The following is a 17909-nucleotide window of genomic DNA, read 5'->3' on the forward strand; positions in this document are numbered from 1 at the left end:
GCCCCCGTACGCCGATCGCCCCGGCGTGCGGGGGCTTGTCGTCGTCCGGCGGCGCGGCGTGAGGGCACGGGGGTGTGAGGGTGCGGGGGCGTGGAGGCGCAGGCCGGCGGGGCGTGAAGGCGCGGGCCCGCGGGGTGTGAGGGCGCAGGCCGGCGGGGCGTGAAGGCGCGGGGGGCGTGCGGTGGAGAGCGTACGTGCATCGGGGGAGCGACCTTGTGCGCTCCCCGACCACTTCGGGACAGTGAACGTCCGTCAACCTGCCCTCCGGCCCGGGTGGTCCCCACTACCGCGCGGGCCGACCCCCCCACAGGGCGCGGGTCGAGGCGCCGGCGCACGACCGGGCGGCGGGCCGTCGTGGCGAGCGGCTGACCACCCTCGCCGCGACGGCGGTCATCCGCCGACGCCGTTCCGTCGCGCCCCCCGCGCCTTCCGCCGCACCACCCGCGCGAGCCGGGCCGGGGACCACCGTGCCCCCGGGGCCGCTCGTCTGAGCCGCGCCCGGACCGGCTGAGCGGCAGGCGGCCCCCGGAGCGTCGTCGCCCCGGTGCGCCGGGACGTATCAGGCCCCACCAGGGACCTTCGTCCCCCCAAGGAGGGGCCGTTCTCGCATCCCCCGCCGCACCCCGCTGGTGTCGAATGGAGGCAGTCGGGGCCACATCGAACGCAGTGACTAAGGAGGGCCGGCCATGCAGGTCATACCGGTCGAGGACCGAGTTGACGCACTGGTGGAGAACGCGCTGGAGGCGCTCAGCCGGTTCGAGACGTACGACCAGGAGCAGGTCGACCACATCGTCAAGAAGGCCTCCCTCGCCGCCCTCGCCGCCCACGGCGAACTGGCCCGGCTGGCCGTCGAGGAGACCGGCCGCGGGCTCTTCGAGGACAAGGCCGTCAAGAACATCTTCGCCTGCGAGCACGTCACCCACTCGATGCGCGGCCTGCGCACCGCCGGGGTGATCCACCGCGACGAGCTGACCGGCATCACCGAGATCGCCGAGCCGGTCGGCGTCGTCTGCGCGATGACCCCGGTGACCAACCCCACCTCGACCACCGTCTTCAAGGCGCTGATCGCCCTCAAGACCCGCAACCCGATCGTCTTCGCCTTCCACCCGAGCGCCCAGCGGTGCTCCGTGGAGTCCGCCCGCATCGTCCGGGACGCGGCGATCGCGGCCGGGGCGCCCGAGAACTGCGTGCAGTGGATCGACGAGCCGTCCATGGACGCCACCCGGCTGCTGATGAACCACCCGGGCGTCTCCACGATCCTCGCCACCGGCGGCAACGCGATGGTCCGGGCCGCCTACTCGTGCGGCAAGCCCGCGCTCGGCGTCGGCGCCGGCAACGTCCCGGCGTACGTCGCGGCGGACGCCGACCTCGGCCGGGCCATCCACGACATCGTCCTGTCCAAGGCGTTCGACAACGGCATGATCTGCGCCTCCGAGCAGGCCGTCATCCTGGACCGCGAGGTCTACGAGGCCGGTGTCGCCGAGATGCGGCGGCTGGGCGCGCACATCGTCACCGCCGCCGAGAAGGAGAAGCTCCAGGAGTTCCTCTTCGGCGTCGCCGCGCACGGCGGCAACTGCGCCGAGGCCAAGCTGAACGCGGCGGTGGTCGGCAGGAGCGCCGCCTGGATCGCCGAGCAGGCCGGGTTCACCGTGCCCGACGGCACCTCCGTCCTCGTCGCCGAGTGCGCGGAGGTCGGCGAGCGCGAGCCGCTGACCCGGGAGAAGCTGTCCCCCGTCCTGGCCGCGCTGAAGGCCACCGACACCGAGGACGGGCTGCGGCTGGCCACCGAGATGGTCGAGTTCGACGGCCTCGGTCACTCCGCGGCCATCCACACCGAGGACGAGGAGCTCGCGGAGGAGTTCGGCAAGCGGGTCAAGGCGATCCGGGTGATCGTCAACGCGCCGTCCAGCTTCGGCGGCATCGGCGACGTCTACAACGCCTTCATCCCCTCCCTCACCCTCGGCTGCGGCTCGTACGGCCACAACTCGGTCTCCAACAACGTCTCGGCGGTCAACCTCCTCAACATCAAGCGGATCGGACGGCGCAACAACAACATGCAGTGGTACAAGGTGCCGCCGAAGATCTACTTCGAGAAGGGCGCGCTGCGCTACCTCAAGGCGATGCCCGACGTGCACCGCGTCACCGTCGTCACCGACCGCACGATGGAGCAGATCGGCTTCGTGCGCCGGGTCACCGAGATCCTCAACTCCCGTGAGGAACCGGTGCTCCTGCAGTACATCGACAACGTGGAGCCCAACCCGGAGCTGACCACCGTGCGGGCGGGCGCGGCCGCCATGCGGGAGTTCCAGCCCGACACCATCGTGGCGCTGGGCGGCGGTTCGCCGATGGACGCGGCGAAGGTGATGTGGCTGATGTACGAGCGGCCGGAGGTGGAGTTCGCGGACACGAAGGAGAAGTTCTTCGACATCCGCAAGCGGGCCTACAAGTTCCCGCAGCTCGGCGACAAGGCCAAGCTGATCGCCATCCCGACCACCTCGGGCACCGGCTCGGAGGTCACCCCGTTCGCGGTCATCTCCGACCCGGAGGCCGCGCAGAAGTACCCGCTCGCCGACTACGCGCTCACCCCGCACGTGGCGATCGTCGACCCGACCCTGTCGATGAACCTCCCGCCGACGGTGACCGCCGACTCCGGCTTCGACGCCCTCACCCACGCCACCGAGGCGTACGTCTCGGTCTACGCCTCGGACTTCACCGACGGCCAGTGCCTCCAGGCCATCAAGCTGATCTTCGAGAACCTGGAGACCTGCGTGAAGGAGGGCGCCAGGGCGCCGAAGGCGCGGGAGCGGATGCACAACGCGTCCACCATCGCCGGCATGGCGTTCGCCAACTCCTTCCTCGGCCTGGTGCACGCCATGGCGCACACCCTGGGCAACACCTTCCACGTCGCCCACGGCCGCACCAACGCGCTGCTGCTGCCGCACGTCATCCGGCACAACGGCACGGTCACCCACAAGGCCACCCCGTGGCCGAAGGCCGAGACCTACCGGGCTCCCGAGCGCTACCAGGACCTCGCCCGCATGCTGGGCCTGCCGGCCGCAACCCCCGAGGAGGGTGTGGAGTCCTACGCCCGCGCCGTCGAGGAACTCCGCGACCGCTGCGGCATCCCCGCCTCCTTCCAGGCGGCGGGCGTCGACGAGGAGGCCTTCCTCAACGCCATCCCCCAGCAGGCCATGAACGCCTACGCCGACCAGTGCGCCCCCGCCAACCCGCGGATGCCGATGCTGGACGACATGGAGGAACTGATGCGCCGGGCGTACTACGGCAAGTGAGCCGCGCGCCACGCCGGGGAGGGCGCCCCACGACCTACGGGTCGGCGGGGCGCCCTTCGGCTGCTTTTGTCTGCCGTCGTGCCGGGAGTCAGGGACGGAACCAGTCGGGCCATCCGTGGTCCGTCGGTAATCCGACGGACCCTTGATGTAATAGGAGCTAGGGCACGAACTCATCGCTCAGATGGACTATGCGTGTCTCGGGAATTCCCAGTGCGTCGACAATCCGAGCAGCGCTCTCCGCGAAGAAGAGGTCGCGGGTTACGCTCAGAATAAATAGAGGTGTGGGAGGGTTCTCTGTCTCCCGCTGGAGGAAAAAAGCTCCCCCTTCATCGAGGGAGAAGGCGAAGCAAAGCCACTCCGCGAGTGCGTCGCAGACGATCTCCGGATCACCCCATTTTCCTTCCAATGACGCAAGGTCGATGTCGATCGCGGCGAGCCACCTCATGTCGCGCAGGCTGAAAGTCCGTTCGGGGACTCTTTTCAATGTCCTCGGCTCCATTGCCTATCGCACCTCTGTGATGATGACTGGGATTTTGGCGTAATCCACGCCGTTCAAGGTGAATTCCTCTACGCCTTCTGCTGTGCCAGCCTCCCAGCTGGCGTATTTCGTGACGCTTGAGGACTTGGGTTGAACGGTCGTGTAAAATTCTACGCTTCCCGGCTTTGCGTCCTTCGGGAGTGGGCCGAGATGTGCTTGCGCCATAGGCTCGCCGCCGAATCGAGAGTATGTGCCCCACAGCTCGCCGGACTCAACCATATTCCGAGCAACCTCGGGTGTCTGTGTTTTTTCTGAGAACAGCCGGTGGAACGGGCCGTACAACGTCGCCGGTTCTTCCGACAACGCTCTGCCTGCGGTCAGCACCTTTGCGCCGACAGAGGCGGCCGTGGTGCCGACCAGAGCGCTGCCGCCGGATGCCCCGCCACTGATGACCTCTGAGATCTCCGCGGCACACACAGGGGCAGAGGCCAGGAATCCGCCGCCCAGCTCAACGGCCACTGGTGCTGCGGCCACTGCCAACGCTACAACCCCGACGATGCCCAGGAGGACCTTCTGCCAGGTCGCCAGTTTCCCTGCATCTGGTATGTCATTGGCGTTCGGGTTGTAGGAGGGATTGGTACCCATAGCCCAGCAGGCATGGCACTTTCCGTCACTTTGCTTGGGCTTCGGGCTGGGCCCCTTCTTGAACACGACGTGCGCCGCCATGTGACCGCCAGTCGTGCGAACGGTGGCGGTCATGGTGCCGGTGCCGGTGCTGCCGTCCGGGTTGCGGTATTGGAAGGTCTGGATGCGGTGATAGGTGTGATGGACTTCAGCCACAGGCTCGGCGAGGAGGCGTCACCGGTGTCGGGGAAGCTCTGGTCCAGATGCCAGGTGTCCACGTCTCGGCGGGTGGTGCCGGAGCCGGTCCACACCGAGGTGGTGATGTCGGTCAGGCGCTTGCGGGTGAAGAAGGCCGGGCCGATCTGGGTGGTGCACTTGGTGTTGGCCGCGCAGATCATGTCGAAGGGCACGTCCGGCCAGTTGGCCTTGGTGTCCGCGGTCAGACTGGTGCAGCCCCCGGTGGCGACGCAGCGCTCGGCGTAGGTGAAGCGGACCTGCTGGGCAGCGGGCTCGGCGTAGACCAGGTCGCTGCGCAGGCCGTAGTCGATGCGGTTGAGGTAGCCGCCCCGGGTGTACGCGGTGCCGTTGACGGTGGTGTCTGCGTTCTTGGAGTAGTGGTTCGTCTCCCGCGTGTACCAGTACGAAGACGCGTTGCCGTGGGTGTCCACGACGTAGTCCAGGTTCCAGCGCCAGGCCTGGTTGCAGGAGGAGTCGGCGAAGCCGGTGGACTTGTGGCAGGGCTCGCCGGAGTCGTCACCGAAGACGGGGACAGTCCAGACGGAGTTGGTGACCGGGTCGTCGTCGGAGGTGTCGCCGGTGCCCTTGTTGCTCCAGCCGGGCAGCCGGTGCTTGCCGAAGAAGTACTGGACGCCGGAGGCGTCGGTGACCTTCCAGTACTCGGTGTTGTCGTCCCCGTTGCCGGTGGCACCCGTCAGGTGCTCGACGCGGGTCCCGTCCTCGTTCTTCAGCTTCCAGGTGCCGCCGGACGCCTGGGACAGGGCCGCGCTGTCACAGGCTGCCTTGTCGGTGCAGGTGTTGACCAGCTCGGCGGCCTTGCCGTTGAGGACGAGGGTGGCGTTGGCGTACTTCCAGCACAGGTCGCCCTTGCCTGAGTGGCCGTCGTCCTTGCAGGAGGCGTACTTGCGCTCGATGTAGGACTCGGTGATGGAGAAGCCTTCGCCGATCACCGAGGTCTGGTTGTTCTCTCCGGCGGTGCGGCCGTCCACCGAGGCGGAGTTGTAGGAGATCGACAGGTTCGGGGACGGGCCGGCCGTCGCCGGGGGAACCCTCAGAGGGTAGTTCCACGTGAAGTCCCCCGTGCTGCCACCGGCCTCCCAGGTCGCGGTCGGGGAGAGCGGTGTGGCGCCGTAGTCACCCCCGCCCCCCGAGCTGCCGGCAGCCGCTGCCAGCAGCATGGGGGTTCCTGCTGCGAGGGTGCGGGCGGAGACGGTGCCGCTCAGGGTCTGGGACCGCGCGTCGTTGTCCGCGCCCGCCACCGGGGTCTGAGTGCGGCAGGACTTCTTCTCCGGAGTGGACAGGGCACACGCGGGGAGTGTCACCAGCCGCAGACGAGGGCCGAAACTGCCGCCGTAGACGTCCTTGAAGGAGGAATAGTCCAGGGATACTCGGAGCTTGTCGGTGTCACCAGCGGGTTTACCCGACGCCGCTCCGGCCGGGTCGATGGTGAGGAGGACGCCGTTGACGCCCGCCTTCTGCGCAGCGGACTGGGGCTGGACGCTGAGCGCCACCTTCTCGGCAGGTCCGGTGGCCTTCGGCGCTGCCCTGTTCTTCATCGGCTTGGCTGCCGGGGCGGCGGGCTCCTGGGCCAGTTTCACACCGAGCCCGCCGACGGTGAGGGAGGCCCCGCCGGTCACGGGGACCTCGGTGGCAACCTTGGCAGGCTTGGGCCATGCGGACTTCGTGAGTCGGTCACGCGTCTTCTGAGAGGCGGTAGCGGCTTTGTCCTTGGGCGCCTTGGAGGTGCCCGGCCGGAGTACCCCCACCTTGTCGATCTTCGGGTCGGGGCGGTCCTCCAGTTTGTTGCGCGCCGTTGAGGCCTCGGCCTGGGCGGCGAAGTCGTATCCCGAGGGAGTGACGACCTGCGGAAGCAGGGAGAGGGAGACGACAAGTGCACCACGGCCGAGCCAGCGGCGTATGACCGCCCCTGGCAAGCGTTTGCGGAAGGGAGATGTGGACAAGGGTGATTTCCCGGTTCTCGGATGGGGGCCGGAGGCGCGGGGCTCTTGCGCCCGTACGCCGCCGTGACTGGATGGCGCAGTCCGTGAAGGACGCGCTACGTCGGGGTGGGGGCAGGGTGGGAGTGTGGAGTCCCGCCCTGCCCCGCGTACTGCTATCGCTGCTCGGTGTTGTACCGGTTGGCGATTGTGTCGACGGAGGTGGCTCCGGCCCAGACGCGGACGCTGTCGATCGTTCCGGGGAAGTAGCGCGTGGCAGCGCCGTCGATCTTCGCCCGGCCGATCTCGAACGCTCCGCCGCCCTGCCACGGCGCCGAGTACGACACACCGCCCTCGTCACCCATCCGCGCGCTGTCGACGTACAGCTTGAGCGCGCCGAGTTTGGAGGTGTCGTCGGGGTCGGCTGCCGCCTGCGCGTCGTAGACGACCGTCAGCATGACCGGTACGCCCAGTTGCGCCGTGGTGTATGCGGTGGAGTCGCTCCTGGTCCACACGGCTCCGGTGCCGTCCTTGTCGGGCCGGCCGAACGCCCACCATCCCTGCGTGCTGCCGGCCGGCTGCTGGTACCAGACTCCCCACGAGGACTGGCTGGTCCCCGACTGTCCGAGCACCTGTACCGCGTACGACTTGCTGGTGTCGGAGAGCTTGGCGTGATCTCCAGAGTGGTGCCGGTGATCTTGAGTGGGAGTTCGGCCTTCGCGCCGCCGCTGCCGGGGCCCTCCTCAGAGGTGGGCTCGCCTCCAGCCTCGGGCAACGGGGTGGTCTCTGCCGTCTCCGGGCTGCCCTGGGATCCACCCTGGGCCGACGATGCGGTGCGGACGAGCTGTGTGGTGATGCCGGTCGTGCCGGCGGCGGGGCTGTCGCCGGCCGAGTCCCACATGCGGCCCGCCGGGCTCTCGAACACGGGGGTGCCGTCGCTGTCACGCGCGACGAAGCCGCCGTCAGCCGTCGGGGCGATGTCCAGGCCGGTGCCGGAGACGTTCATCCTGATCGTCGCAAGCGCCGGGTTTCTTAGCCGCCTCCGGGGTCTTGACCACGAGTACTGACGTGTAGCCGGAGCTCAGGGCGGTCAGCCTCAGGTCCACGTCGGGGAGGACTTCGGCGTAAGTGGCGGTGGTGCCGTCGAGTTGAGGCTCGGGGAGTGCGGTGGGCCAGCTGAGTTGCAGCGTGTGCCCCCGGTCCTTCAGCGTGACCAGCCGGTCACCGCTGCCACCGTTCGAGAATGCGACACCTGCCGCTGTGTTCTTCGCGCGCACAGCGCCGTCGACCGTGCGTACGAGGGTGGTGTCGATAGGCGCCCAGGCGCCGTTGTCCTGCCGGGCACGGACTGGAGCTGCGTTCATCTCCTGGGTGAAGGTGCCGTCCGGGTTGGCGAAGACCTGGGACGACTCGGTGGTTGCCGCGTCCACGGGCACCTGCTCACCGGTTTGCGCCGCGAGCGCGCTCGCCTCCGCCTCCGGAGTCCTGTCGGCTGCGACCGAGGTGGTCCCGTCATCGGCGAGTGCGGGAGTCGCTGCGGCCCCGAGCACAGGAGTCGCTCCGCCGAGGAGCGCGACGGCCATTGCCCCGCTTCTCACCGCCTGACGCCACCCGAGCCGCTGTCTTTGGACCAACACGCCCCCGCCCGTTTCCTTAAGTTTTCGTTATGCGTGAAGCGTGAAGATCATGTGGTGATCAACTGGGTTGGGCAATGGTGGCGCATCATGTTGGCTTCTTTCGCACTGCGTCAGGGGCGTTTCCCGGGTCCGGCGGTTAGCTGTCGGGCGGGCGGGCAGCAGGTCACCGAGATCGTCAACTCGGTTGATCTGCAACGGTTATGGCCTTCGGCTCGTAGCGGTGACTTCACGCCCGAGGTGTTGGTCCGACTGACCGGTCACGGTTGCCGGCCGCATGGCGTCGATGGCTGGTATGAGTCGGTCGACGGCTGGTTCGGCTGCTTTCGATGCAGGGAACGGGCCTTCGGCGCTGCATATGAGGAGTCCGTCCGCGTGATCCGCCGCCCGGATGCGGTCCTCCAGGGCACGCCCCGGTGCAGGGGTCGGTCCGGAAGGCGGCGCTGTTCCTGAACGCCCGCGGTCGGTAGCCGGGGTGATCCGCGATCGCGACACGAGTGGTCTCCAGTCGCCGAGGCCAGGGCCCGGAGACGTCAGCGGCGCGAACCCGCATGTCAGGAACGGTAAGCGGGGCGCTCACCGGCCTCGAAATGCGACTCCGGGCGCTTGCTGCATACGCTCGATGAGTGGCACGGGGACGAGGGCCCCGACGCCGAGCGGGCGTTGCAGTTCCCTCACCCCGCTCGGCGGAAACGAAGACAGCCGCAGTCCAGACCTCGGTAAGACGCCCTCTCCCGGGAGGAAGGTTTGGTATGAGGTTCACCCGCACGCGTACAGCGAAGGCCACCGCGGCGGTCGTGGTCGCCGTCCCGCTCGCCCTCGGAGGGCTGACGTCACAGAGCCACGCACAGGATGCGTCTCCCAGCCCCTCCGGCACGTTCGGTTCCGGCTGTTCGGCGCTCTCCCAGAAGGCCGATACGGCCAAGGACAAGGTGGTGGAAGCCGCGTCTGCCTACCCGCAGCTCAGTCAGCTGGTAGCAGCCGTGGTCAGGGCGCAGCTGGGTGACACCCTCGACGGGAAGCCCGACATCACCCTCTTCGCCCCCGACCAGCAGGCGTTCGAGGACATGAAGGCATCGCAGCTCACCTCGCTGCTCAACGACCAGGAGCAGTTGCAGAAGGTGCTGACCTACCACGTGGTGGACAAGCGGATCACGCCGGACCAACTCTCCAACGGCTCCTTCACGACGCTGGAGGGCGGCAAACTGACCACGTCGGGCTCCGGTACCGACTTCAAGGTCAACGGCGATACGAACATCGTCTGCGGCAACATCAAGGCCGCGAACGCCACCATCTACGTCATCGACGGAGTCCTCCAGCCCCCGTCCTGACCCACAGCCCCCGTTCCGGGCGCCCCGTGTGGACGCCGGAACGGGGGCTCCTTCGCGCGTGGCTCCCACCGACGTCGCCGAAGCCGAGCCGGGTCCCCCGCAGCCGCGTCCCCCGCAGCCGCATCCGCCGCATCCGCCGCAGCCGCGTCCGCCGCAGCCGCGTCCGCCGTCGGGGACACTGCCGGAGTACTACCGGACTCGGGTGGCGCCCGCCGGGTGGTGGTCGGGTCTGTCGAGGTCGGAGGCCGGCCGCCGTCCGCGGAGTGCGGCTGTGAGCAGGGTCGCGGCGGTTCCGGCGACCGCCCACGCCGACAGGACGAGCATCGGGCCGGTCAGCGCGTTGCCGTTGAAGTAGGCGATCGAGCGGGCCGACCAGGTGCCGGCGCCGGGGGGCAGTGCGGGGCCGATCGCCTTCCAGAACGGGGGGAGCATCGGCGGGGGCAGGGCACCGCCGGCGCTCGGGTTGCCCAGGATGACGACCAGCAGGATGGCCACCCCGATGCCGGCCAGCCCCAGCATGCTCTGGAGGGCGAGGGTGGCCGCGCCCACCGCGAAGACGATCAGCGCGCCCAGGCCCCAGTAGGCCGCGAAGCTGCCGGGAAGCGCGCCCAGGACGGGGCCCACGATCAGCGCGCCGCCGAGTCCGGCCGCGATTCCGACGAGGGCCATCGCGGCGAGCCGGATGACCGCGCGCCGGGGATTCGTGCGGCCGGCGCCCGAGCTGACCGCCATGATCGACGCGCACAGGTAGCCGCCCACGCACCAGCCGACGGTGACGTAGAAGGACGTCAGTCCGTTCGCGTCCTGGGTGTCGGCCGGGGCCACGTCGACCGTTCGCAGGGTGCGCGACCGGTTCGTCTCCAGGGCGGTGACGGCGTCCTCCAGGGTGCCGGCCAGCGCCCTACCGGCGCCGGAGGCGACCAGCAGGGTGTCCGTGGTGCCGGCCGCGCCGATGATCAGGGCGCCGTCGATCTCCCGGTCCAGGATCTGCCGGCGGGCCGTCGCCGCGTCGGCCACCGTCCGCGGGTCCAGGGGGTCCCCGGGCAGCCCCTCCAGCCGGTCCACCGTCTGCTGCGCGGCGGCCCGGGGCGCGACCACCCCGAAGGGCACGTCCTTGGGGTCGGGGTCGTGCAGCGCTCCCACGTAGGAGGTGATGAACAGCAGGGAGAGCGCCACCACGCCCAGGACCAGCAGCGTGGCCCGTGGGGTGACCGCGTCCTTCACCTCGTCGAGGAAGGGGGAGTGCGTCATGTCCCCACAGTCCGGGGCGGGTGGTGTTTCCGCAGGTGGGAGGCGCCCGAACGGCTGTCGTACATACGTTCGGGATTTGGTCTATGGTGGGGGTGAGCGGTTGGAACGGATGTTCGATAGTGGTGATGGTGGGAGGTGGGGATGCCGGGGTTCACGCATCTGCACACCGTCTCCGGGTTCTCCCTGCGCCACGGCGCCTCGCACCCGGAGCGGCTGGCCGAGCGTGCCGCCGAGCGGGGCATGGACGCCCTCGCCCTCACCGACCGCGACACCCTCGCCGGCACGGTCCGCTTCGCCAAGGCGTGCGCGAAGGCGGGGATCCGTCCGCTCTTCGGGGTGGACCTCGCGGTGGCCCCGTCCGAGCCCGCCCGCCGGGAGGACCCCACCCGCCGGGAGCGCCGCCGCACCCCCGTGCGCGGCGGGGCCTTCGTCGACGAGTCGGCCCCCCGGGCCACCTTCCTCGCCCGCGACGGTGCCCGGGGCTGGGCCGGCCTGTGCGCGGTCGTCTCGGCGGCGCACGCCGCCGAGGGCGGCACCCCCCTGCTGCCCCGGCCCGCCGACCGCGCCGACGGCCTCACCGTCCTGCTCGGCCCCGACTCCGACGTGGGCCGCGCCCTCGCCGCCGGCCGCCCGGACCGGGCCGCGCGGCTGCTCGCCGCCTGGCGCGAGGTCCATGGCGACGCCCTGCGGCTGGAAGCCGTCTGGCACGGGCGCGAGGGCACCGGCCCCGGCTCGCTGCGGCTGGCCGCCCGGACCGTCGGCTTCGCGGCCGAGCAGCGCGTCCGGCCGGTGCTCGGCAACGCCGTCCGGTACGCCGACCCCGGGCAGGGTCCGGTCGCCGACGTGCTGGACGCCGCCCGCCGGCTGGTGCCGATCGACCCGGCCAAGGGGCTGGACTCGGGCGAGGCCTGGCTGAAGGGCGCCGACGCGATGCGGCACGCGGCCGAGCGGATCGTGGAGGCCGCCGGCTTCCGCCGGGACACCGCCCTCCGGCTGCTGGAGCAGACCCAGGCGACCGCCCTCGAATGCGTCGTCGACCCCGAGGACGACCTCGGTATCGGCACCGTCCACTTCCCCGAGCCGCACCTCGTCGGCGCGAGCCGCCGCACCGCCCAGCGGACGCTGGCCTCGCGGGCGGCGGCCGGGATGGTGCGCCTCGGCTACGCCGGCCGCCGCGCGTACTGGGAGCGCATGCACCACGAGCTGGACATCATCTCCCACCACGGCTTCGCCTCCTACTTCCTGACGGTCACTCAGGTCGTGGACGACGTAAGGGACATGGGTATCCGGGTTGCCGCCCGCGGCTCCGGCGCCGGCTCCCTGGTCAACCATCTGCTCGGCATCGCACACGCCGACCCGGTCGAGCACGGGCTGCTGATGGAGCGCTTCCTGTCCCGGGAGCGCGTCGTGCTGCCCGACATCGACATCGACGTGGAGTCGGCGCGCCGGCTGGAGGTCTACCGTGCGATCATCGGCCGGTTCGGCACCGAGCGGGTCGCCACGGTCGCGATGCCGGAGACGTACCGGGTCCGCCACGCGATCCGCGACGTGGGCGCCGCGCTGTCCCTGGACCCGGCCGACATCGACCGGATCGCCAAGTCCTTCCCGCACATCCGGGCCCGCGACGCCCGCGCGGCCCTCGACGAACTGCCCGAGCTGAAGGAGCTCGCGGGGGAGCGGGAGCGCTACGGCAGGCTGTGGGAGCTGGTCGAGGCGCTCGACGCGCTGCCGCGCGGCGTCGCCATGCACCCGTGCGGGGTGCTGCTGTCCGACGCGTCCCTGCTGAACCGTACGCCGGTGATGCCGACCAGCGGTGAGGGCCTGCCCATGTCCCAGTTCGACAAGGACGACGTGGAGGACCTGGGGCTGCTCAAGCTCGACGTGCTGGGCGTGCGGATGCAGTCGGCGATGGCACACGCGGTCGCGGAGGCCGAGCGGGCGTCGGGGGAGCGGATCGACCTGGACGCCCTGCCGCCGGGCGACCCGGCGACGTACGCCCTCGTCCGCTCCGCGGAGACGCTCGGCTGCTTCCAGATCGAGTCGCCGGGCCAGCGCGACCTGGTCGGGCGGCTCCAGCCGGCGACCTTCCACGACCTGGTCGTGGACATCTCGCTGTTCCGGCCGGGTCCGGTCGCCGCCGACATGGTGCGGCCGTTCATCGAGGCGCGGCACGGGCGGGCGCCGGTCCGCTACCCGCACCCCGATCTGGAGCGGCCGCTGCGAGAGACGTACGGCGTCGTCGTCTTCCACGAGCAGGTCATCGACATCGTCGACATCATGACCGGCTGCGGCCGCGGCGAGGCCGACCGGGTGCGGCGCGGGCTGTCCGATCCGGAGTCGCAGGCGCGGATCAAGGTCTGGTTCGCGCAGCACGCGGCGGCCAGGGGGTACGACGCGGAGACGGTCCGGCGGACCTGGGAGATCGTCGAGGCGTTCGGCTCCTACGGCTTCTGCAAGGCGCACGCGGTCGCCTTCGCCGTGCCCACCTACCAGTCGGCGTGGCTGAAGGCGCACCACCCGGCCGCCTTCTACGCCGGGCTGCTCACCCACGACCCCGGCATGTACCCCAAGCGGCTGCTGCTGGCGGACGCTCGGCGGCGCGGGGTGCCGATTCTGCCCCTGGACGTGAACCGGTCGGGCGTCGCACACCGTATCGAACTGGTGTCTGAATCTGACGGGGTGTGGGGGCTGCGCCTGGCGCTCTGCGACGTGCACAACATCAGCGAGGCCGAGGCGAAGCGGATCGAGGACGGGCAGCCGTACGCCTCCCTGCTGGACTTCTGGGAGCGGGCGCGACCGAGCCGGCCGCTGGCCCAGCGGCTCGCCCAGGTCGGCGCGTTGGACGCGTTCGGTGCCAACCGCCGCGACCTGCAACTGCACCTGACCGAGCTGCACCGGGGCGCCCGCGGCGGCGGGGGCGGGCAGCTCCCCCTGGCGGGCGGGCGGAACACCGCGTCCGCGGGGCTGCCCGACCTGTCGGAGGCGGAGCGGCTCAGCGCCGAGCTGGGCGTGCTGTCCATGGACGCCTCGCGCAACCTGATGGACGACCACCGGGAGTTCCTGCGCGAGCTGGGCGTGGTCTCCGCGCGCCGCCTGCGCGAGGCGCGGCACGGGGAGACCGTGCTGGTCGCGGGCGCCAAGGCGGCCACCCAGACCCCGCCGATCCGCTCCGGCAAGCGGGTCATCTTCTCCACGCTGGACGACGGCACGGGCCTGGTCGACCTCGCCTTCTTCGACGACTCCCACGACGCCTGCGCCCACACCGTCTTCCACTCCTGGCTGCTGCTGGTGCGCGGTGTGGTGCAGCGGCGCGGCCCGCGCAGCCTCAGTGTGGTCGGCTCGGCCGCCTGGAACCTCGCCGACCTCGTCGAACTGCGCGCCCGGGGCGGCCTGGAGGAGGTGGCGGCCCGGCTGGCCGAGCCGCCCCGTGGCGCCGGGGGCGACACCGGGAGGGGCACCGCGCCGGCGGACCGTGACGGTCCCGAGCGGGCCCGGCTCGCCGGTTCGGACGGGCGTCCGGCGCCCGCGGGCTCCGCGGCCCGTGACCCGATGGAGGACCGGCGGATCCGGATGCCCACGGGGTACGAGATGCACCCCTGGGCGGATCTGCGCCCGGCGGGCGAAGGGCCCGCGGTGGGCAGGAAGTTGTGGCACCAGAGTCCGGGGAGTGCGGGATGACCATTCTCTGCGTACGTTTCCAGCTGCCGCCGGTGCGTGAGGCGGCCCTGCCGGGGCTGCTCGAGCTCCTGGAGGACTTCACCCCGGTCGTCGAGGCCCTGCCCCCGGACGGGGCACTGGCCGATCTGCACGGCGCCGAACGGTACTTCGGGCGCGACGCGGTGCAACTGGCCTCGGTGATCCGGGTCCGCGCCCTCGCGCTGTACGGCGTCGACTGTGTGATCGGCGCCGGGCCCGGCCCGATGCTGGCCCGCATGGCGCTGGCCGACGCCCGCCCGGGGGTGACCCGCGCCGTCCCCGGGGACCCGGACGGCATCGCGGCGTTCCTCGCCGACCGGCCCGTCGCCGCGCTGCCCGGAGTGGGGGCCGCGACCGCCCGCACCCTGGGCGAGTACGGCCTCGACACCCTCGGCCTGGTCGCCGCCGCCCCCTTGTCCACCCTGCAGCGCCTGATCGGCGCCAGGGCCGGCCGGGAGCTGCGGGAGAAGGCGGCCGGGGTGGACCGGGGGCGGGTCGTCCCCAACGGCGCCGCCCTCTCCCGTTCTCGGCTTCACTCGAACGGGGGGACCCCCATGCTGATGACGGAACGCCCCTTCGAGCGCGACGAGCTGGACCCCGACCGGCACCGGCGCGCCCTGCTGTCGGCCGCCGAGGAGATCGGCGCCCGGCTGCGCGCGCTGGAGAAGGTCTGCCGGACCCTGACCCTCAGGGTCCGCTACGCCGACCGGACCTCCACCACCCGCAGCCGCACCCTCCCGGAGCCGACCGCGCACTCGGCCGCGCTGACGCGGACGGCGTACGGCCTGTACGAGGCGCTCGGCCTGCAACGCGCCCGGGTCCGGGCGGTCGCCCTGCGCGCCGAGGGGCTGACCCCGGCCGACCAGGCCGCCCACCAGCTCTCCTTCGATCCCGTCGACGAGAAGGTCCGCCGGGTCGAGGAGGTCGCCGACCGCGCGCGGGCGAAGTTCGGGCCGCGGGCGATCGTGCCGGGGACGCTGGCCGCGTGACCGTACCGGCCGCGGCGTACCCGTCGGCGGCCGGTCCGCCCTGGGCGGAGACCAGCCGGTTCGCGGCGGAAGCCGGTCGGTCTGCGGCGGAGGCTGGCCGGGGTTCGTGTCCGAACCAGTCGGTCTGTGGCGGAGGCTGGTCGGTGAGGTCACCTCCGAGCCGGTCGGCCCGCGGCGCGGCGGAGGCTAGTTGGCCCACGGGGGAGCGATGCGGGTGCCGTCGGCCAGCTCGGCCTCCAGGCCGATGGACGTGGTGACCCAGGACAGCGCGGTGTGATCCGTCGGGTTCTCGACGGACAGGGTGGCGCCCGGGTTGACGATCAGCGTGTCACCGGCGGTGACACGGTGGGTCTCGCCGTCGACGGTGATCAGCAGTTCGCCGACGAGCAGATGGAAGACCTCCTCCCGGGTGACGGTGTGCGCGGGGGCCCGGGTCCCCGGCGGGATCTCGCCCCGCCAGGCGCACAGCTCCTTGCTGCCGGTGCGCGGGGAGGCGTGGGTGACGAAGCGGGCACCGTGCATTTCATGGGTCACGGCTTCGGACGAGCGGACGACGGGCATGAGCGACTCCTTGCCAGGGGCGGTAGCGGGATGGCGGCGACCGGGTGGCGGTGGCCAAGTGGTCAAGTTCCTTGACTATATGGTCAAGCGGCTTGACCAAAACGTCAAGGGTGTTTCATGGGCCCGTGCAGAACTCCGAAGCCCTCGCCCTGACCGCGGCCCTGCTCTCCGCCGCCGGTGACCTCACCCAGCGCATCCATGACGGCGTCGTAGCCCGGGGTTTCGAGGGGGTGCGGCCGGCGCACGGTTTCGTCTTCGCGCGGCTCGCGCCCCAGGGGGCGACGGTGACCGAGGTCGCCACGCACCTCGGGGTCACCAAGCAGGCGGCCAGCCAGCTCGTCGACGAGCTGGTGCGCAAGGGGTACGTGGAGCGCCGGGCGCATCCCGGGGACGCGCGGGCGCGGCTGGTGGTGCTCACCGAGCGCGGCTGGGAGTGCACCCGTGCGGCGGAGCAGGCGGCGGCCGAGGCCGTCAGCGCCTGGGCCGGGATGCTCGGGGAGGGTGAGGTGCGGGCGTTGCGTGAGTCTTTGTCGCGGATTGCCCCTTATGGTCCCCTCAGGCCCGCCTGGTGACGAACGTCGGTCGCTGACTATCACTGGAAGTTTTTACTGAGGCGTAACTTCACACTTCACCTACTCGCTCGTAACTTGACAGGTGCACAGCATCCTCGTGATCCGGATCACAGGGCGTAAGGCCATCTCACTCCCCATGAGCCGCAAGGAGATCACTCGATGCTGTCCTGGAAGCGAGTGTTCAGACCGCTGGCCGCGTTCCTGCTGGCCATCGCGGTGCTCACCGTCCCCGCCGCCTCCGCCCACGCGTCCACCACCAGCAGTGGCTGGAACGACTACTCCTGCAAGCCGTCCGCCGCCCACCCGCGGCCCGTCGTCCTGGTCCACGGGACCTTCGCCAACTCCGTCGACAACTGGCTGGCCCTCGCCCCCTACCTGAAGCACCGCGGGTACTGCGTCTTCTCCCTCGACTACGGTCAGCTCGACGGCGTCCCCCTCTTCCACGCCCTCGGCCCCATCGACGAGTCCGCCGCACAGCTCTCCGCCTACGTCGACCGGGTTCTCGCCGCCACCGGCGCCGCCGAGGTCGACGTCGTCGGCCACTCGCAGGGCGGCATGATGCCGCGCTACTACCTCAAGTTCCTCGGCGGAGCCGCCAAGGTGAACGCCCTGGTCGGCATCGCGCCCAGCAACCACGGCACCACGCTGAGCGGGCTGACCAAGCTCCTGCCGTACTTCCCCGGCGCCGAGGACCTGCTCTCCGCGGCCACCCCCGCCCTCGCCCAGCAGATCACCGGCTCCGACTTCCTCACCCGGCTCAACGCGGGCGGCGACACCGTCCCCGGGGTGCGCTACACGGTCATCGCCAGCCGGTACGACGAGGTGGTCACCCCCTACCGGAGCCAGTTCCTGACCGGACCCGGCGTCAGGAACGTCCTCGTCCAGGACCTCTGCCCGCTGGACCTGTCCGAGCACGTGCTCATCGGACTGACCGACCGTATCGCCTTCCACGAGGTGACCAACGCGCTCGACCCGGCGCACGCCTCACGCACCACCTGCGCGTCCGTGTTCGACTGACCCGGGCGCGCACGATGCACCGCCGGGGCCCGACCGGCCTGAGCCGCCGGTCGGGCCCCGGAGTCCGGACGCGGCGTCAGCGGCCGTCGCTACCGCCGGTCACCGCCCTGCGCCGCACCGAGGCGAACAGCACGGCGGAACCCAGCGCGAGGGTGGCCGCGCCCCCTATCGCCAGGTACGTGGTGCTCGCGTCGCCCCCGGTCTCGGCGAGGTTCCCCGCCGCACCGGCGGCCTCGGGCGCGTTGCCCGCGGCGGCCGGTGTGGGGGGGGGGGGGGGGGGGGGGGGGGGGGG

The 17909-nt window shown here is 71.1% G+C and carries 12 protein-coding genes and 2 pseudogenes; 6 read left to right on the forward strand and 8 right to left on the reverse strand.

Features of this window, described 5'->3' with window-relative positions:
• Window positions 1-686 precede the first annotated feature (686 nt).
• Window positions 687-3290 (forward strand): bifunctional acetaldehyde-CoA/alcohol dehydrogenase, encoded by a 2604-nt coding sequence (gene adhE / locus ACSLTV_RS27230; protein ID WP_432138538.1) that lies wholly within the window; start codon window positions 687-689, stop codon window positions 3288-3290.
• 157 nt (window positions 3291-3447) lie between these two features.
• On the opposite strand, the gene ACSLTV_RS27235 is transcribed toward adhE, so the two are convergent.
• From ACSLTV_RS27235 to ACSLTV_RS27255, 5 genes and pseudogenes are all read right to left on the reverse strand, one after another.
• On the reverse strand, window positions 3448-3735 hold the full coding sequence (locus tag ACSLTV_RS27235) for a hypothetical protein (protein ID WP_432138537.1): 288 nt from the start codon (window positions 3733-3735) through the stop codon (window positions 3448-3450).
• A 57-nt stretch (window positions 3736-3792) separates the two neighbouring features.
• Complete coding sequence (locus tag ACSLTV_RS27240) at window positions 3793-4608, reverse strand: hypothetical protein (protein WP_432138536.1); 816 nt, start codon at window positions 4606-4608, stop codon at window positions 3793-3795.
• Window positions 4539-6548, reverse strand: a pseudogene (locus ACSLTV_RS27245) (hypothetical protein); the annotation flags it as partial. The gene ACSLTV_RS27240 and the pseudogene ACSLTV_RS27245, both read right to left, overlap by 70 nt.
• A gap of 194 nt (window positions 6549-6742) precedes the next feature.
• Window positions 6743-7207 (reverse strand): annotated as a pseudogene (locus ACSLTV_RS27250) (LamG-like jellyroll fold domain-containing protein); the annotation flags it as partial.
• A 321-nt stretch (window positions 7208-7528) separates the two neighbouring features.
• The gene (locus ACSLTV_RS27255; RefSeq protein WP_435613045.1) at window positions 7529-8149 is read right to left on the reverse strand and encodes a hypothetical protein; all 621 of its coding nucleotides are present in this window, start codon (window positions 8147-8149) and stop codon (window positions 7529-7531) included.
• Between the two features lie 803 nt (window positions 8150-8952).
• On the opposite strand from ACSLTV_RS27255, the gene ACSLTV_RS27260 reads away from it, so the two are divergent.
• Window positions 8953-9531 carry a fasciclin domain-containing protein gene (locus ACSLTV_RS27260; RefSeq protein WP_432155655.1) on the forward strand — a complete coding sequence of 193 codons (579 nt, stop codon included), beginning with the start codon at window positions 8953-8955 and terminating at the stop codon, window positions 9529-9531.
• Window positions 9532-9720: 189 nt separating this feature from the next.
• Here the strand turns inward: ACSLTV_RS27260 and ACSLTV_RS27265 are convergent, their stop codons facing one another.
• The gene (locus tag ACSLTV_RS27265; RefSeq protein WP_432138534.1) at window positions 9721-10782 is read right to left on the reverse strand and encodes an ABC transporter permease; all 1062 of its coding nucleotides are present in this window, start codon (window positions 10780-10782) and stop codon (window positions 9721-9723) included.
• Between the two features lie 141 nt (window positions 10783-10923).
• Between ACSLTV_RS27265 and ACSLTV_RS27270 the strand changes: the two genes are divergently transcribed.
• Together ACSLTV_RS27270 and ACSLTV_RS27275 are read left to right on the forward strand one after the other, a co-directional pair.
• The gene (locus tag ACSLTV_RS27270) at window positions 10924-14460 is read left to right on the forward strand and encodes a DNA polymerase III subunit alpha (protein WP_435613046.1); all 3537 of its coding nucleotides are present in this window, start codon (window positions 10924-10926) and stop codon (window positions 14458-14460) included.
• Entirely contained in the window at window positions 14457-15467 is a 1011-nt protein-coding gene (locus ACSLTV_RS27275) for a DNA polymerase Y family protein (RefSeq protein ID WP_435613047.1), read from the forward strand. Before ACSLTV_RS27270 ends, ACSLTV_RS27275 begins: the two co-directional genes overlap by 4 nt.
• A 186-nt stretch (window positions 15468-15653) precedes the next feature.
• Here ACSLTV_RS27275 and ACSLTV_RS27280 read toward each other — a convergent pair whose 3' ends face one another.
• Window positions 15654-16028 carry a cupin domain-containing protein gene (locus ACSLTV_RS27280; protein ID WP_432138531.1) on the reverse strand — a complete coding sequence of 125 codons (375 nt, stop codon included), beginning with the start codon at window positions 16026-16028 and terminating at the stop codon, window positions 15654-15656.
• Between the two features lie 125 nt (window positions 16029-16153).
• On the opposite strand from ACSLTV_RS27280, the gene ACSLTV_RS27285 reads away from it, so the two are divergent.
• Both ACSLTV_RS27285 and ACSLTV_RS27290 read left to right on the forward strand, forming a co-directional pair.
• The gene (locus ACSLTV_RS27285; protein ID WP_432138530.1) at window positions 16154-16600 is read left to right on the forward strand and encodes a MarR family winged helix-turn-helix transcriptional regulator; all 447 of its coding nucleotides are present in this window, start codon (window positions 16154-16156) and stop codon (window positions 16598-16600) included.
• Window positions 16601-16759: 159 nt separating this feature from the next.
• Window positions 16760-17617, forward strand: a complete 858-nt coding sequence (locus ACSLTV_RS27290; RefSeq protein ID WP_432138529.1) for an alpha/beta fold hydrolase — start codon at window positions 16760-16762, stop codon at window positions 17615-17617.
• A 76-nt stretch (window positions 17618-17693) separates the two neighbouring features.
• On the opposite strand, the gene ACSLTV_RS27295 is transcribed toward ACSLTV_RS27290, so the two are convergent.
• A partial coding sequence (locus ACSLTV_RS27295; protein WP_435613048.1) for an LAETG motif-containing sortase-dependent surface protein occupies window positions 17694-17909 on the reverse strand: 216 nt, incomplete at its 5' end.

This window comes from Streptomyces sp. bgisy159 (assembly GCF_965341775.1).
Lineage (GTDB): Bacteria > Actinomycetota > Actinomycetes > Streptomycetales > Streptomycetaceae > Streptomyces.

Excerpts from the sequence above, each read along its gene's own strand:
- ACSLTV_RS27270 (WP_435613046.1), top strand. The coding sequence starts at position 10,924 with ATGCCGGGGTTCACGCATCTGCACACCGTCTCCGGGTTCTCCCTGCGC.
- ACSLTV_RS27290 (WP_432138529.1), top strand. The coding sequence starts at position 16,760 with ATGCTGTCCTGGAAGCGAGTGTTCAGACCGCTGGCCGCGTTCCTGCTG.
- ACSLTV_RS27235 (WP_432138537.1), bottom strand. The coding sequence starts at position 3,735 with ATGAGGTGGCTCGCCGCGATCGACATCGACCTTGCGTCATTGGAAGGA.
- ACSLTV_RS27265 (WP_432138534.1), bottom strand. The coding sequence starts at position 10,782 with ATGACGCACTCCCCCTTCCTCGACGAGGTGAAGGACGCGGTCACCCCA.
- ACSLTV_RS27260 (WP_432155655.1), top strand. The coding sequence starts at position 8,953 with ATGAGGTTCACCCGCACGCGTACAGCGAAGGCCACCGCGGCGGTCGTG.
- ACSLTV_RS27255 (WP_435613045.1), bottom strand. The coding sequence starts at position 8,149 with ATGGCCGTCGCGCTCCTCGGCGGAGCGACTCCTGTGCTCGGGGCCGCA.
- ACSLTV_RS27280 (WP_432138531.1), bottom strand. The coding sequence starts at position 16,028 with ATGCCCGTCGTCCGCTCGTCCGAAGCCGTGACCCATGAAATGCACGGT.
- ACSLTV_RS27275 (WP_435613047.1), top strand. The coding sequence starts at position 14,457 with ATGACCATTCTCTGCGTACGTTTCCAGCTGCCGCCGGTGCGTGAGGCG.
- adhE (WP_432138538.1), top strand. The coding sequence starts at position 687 with ATGCAGGTCATACCGGTCGAGGACCGAGTTGACGCACTGGTGGAGAAC.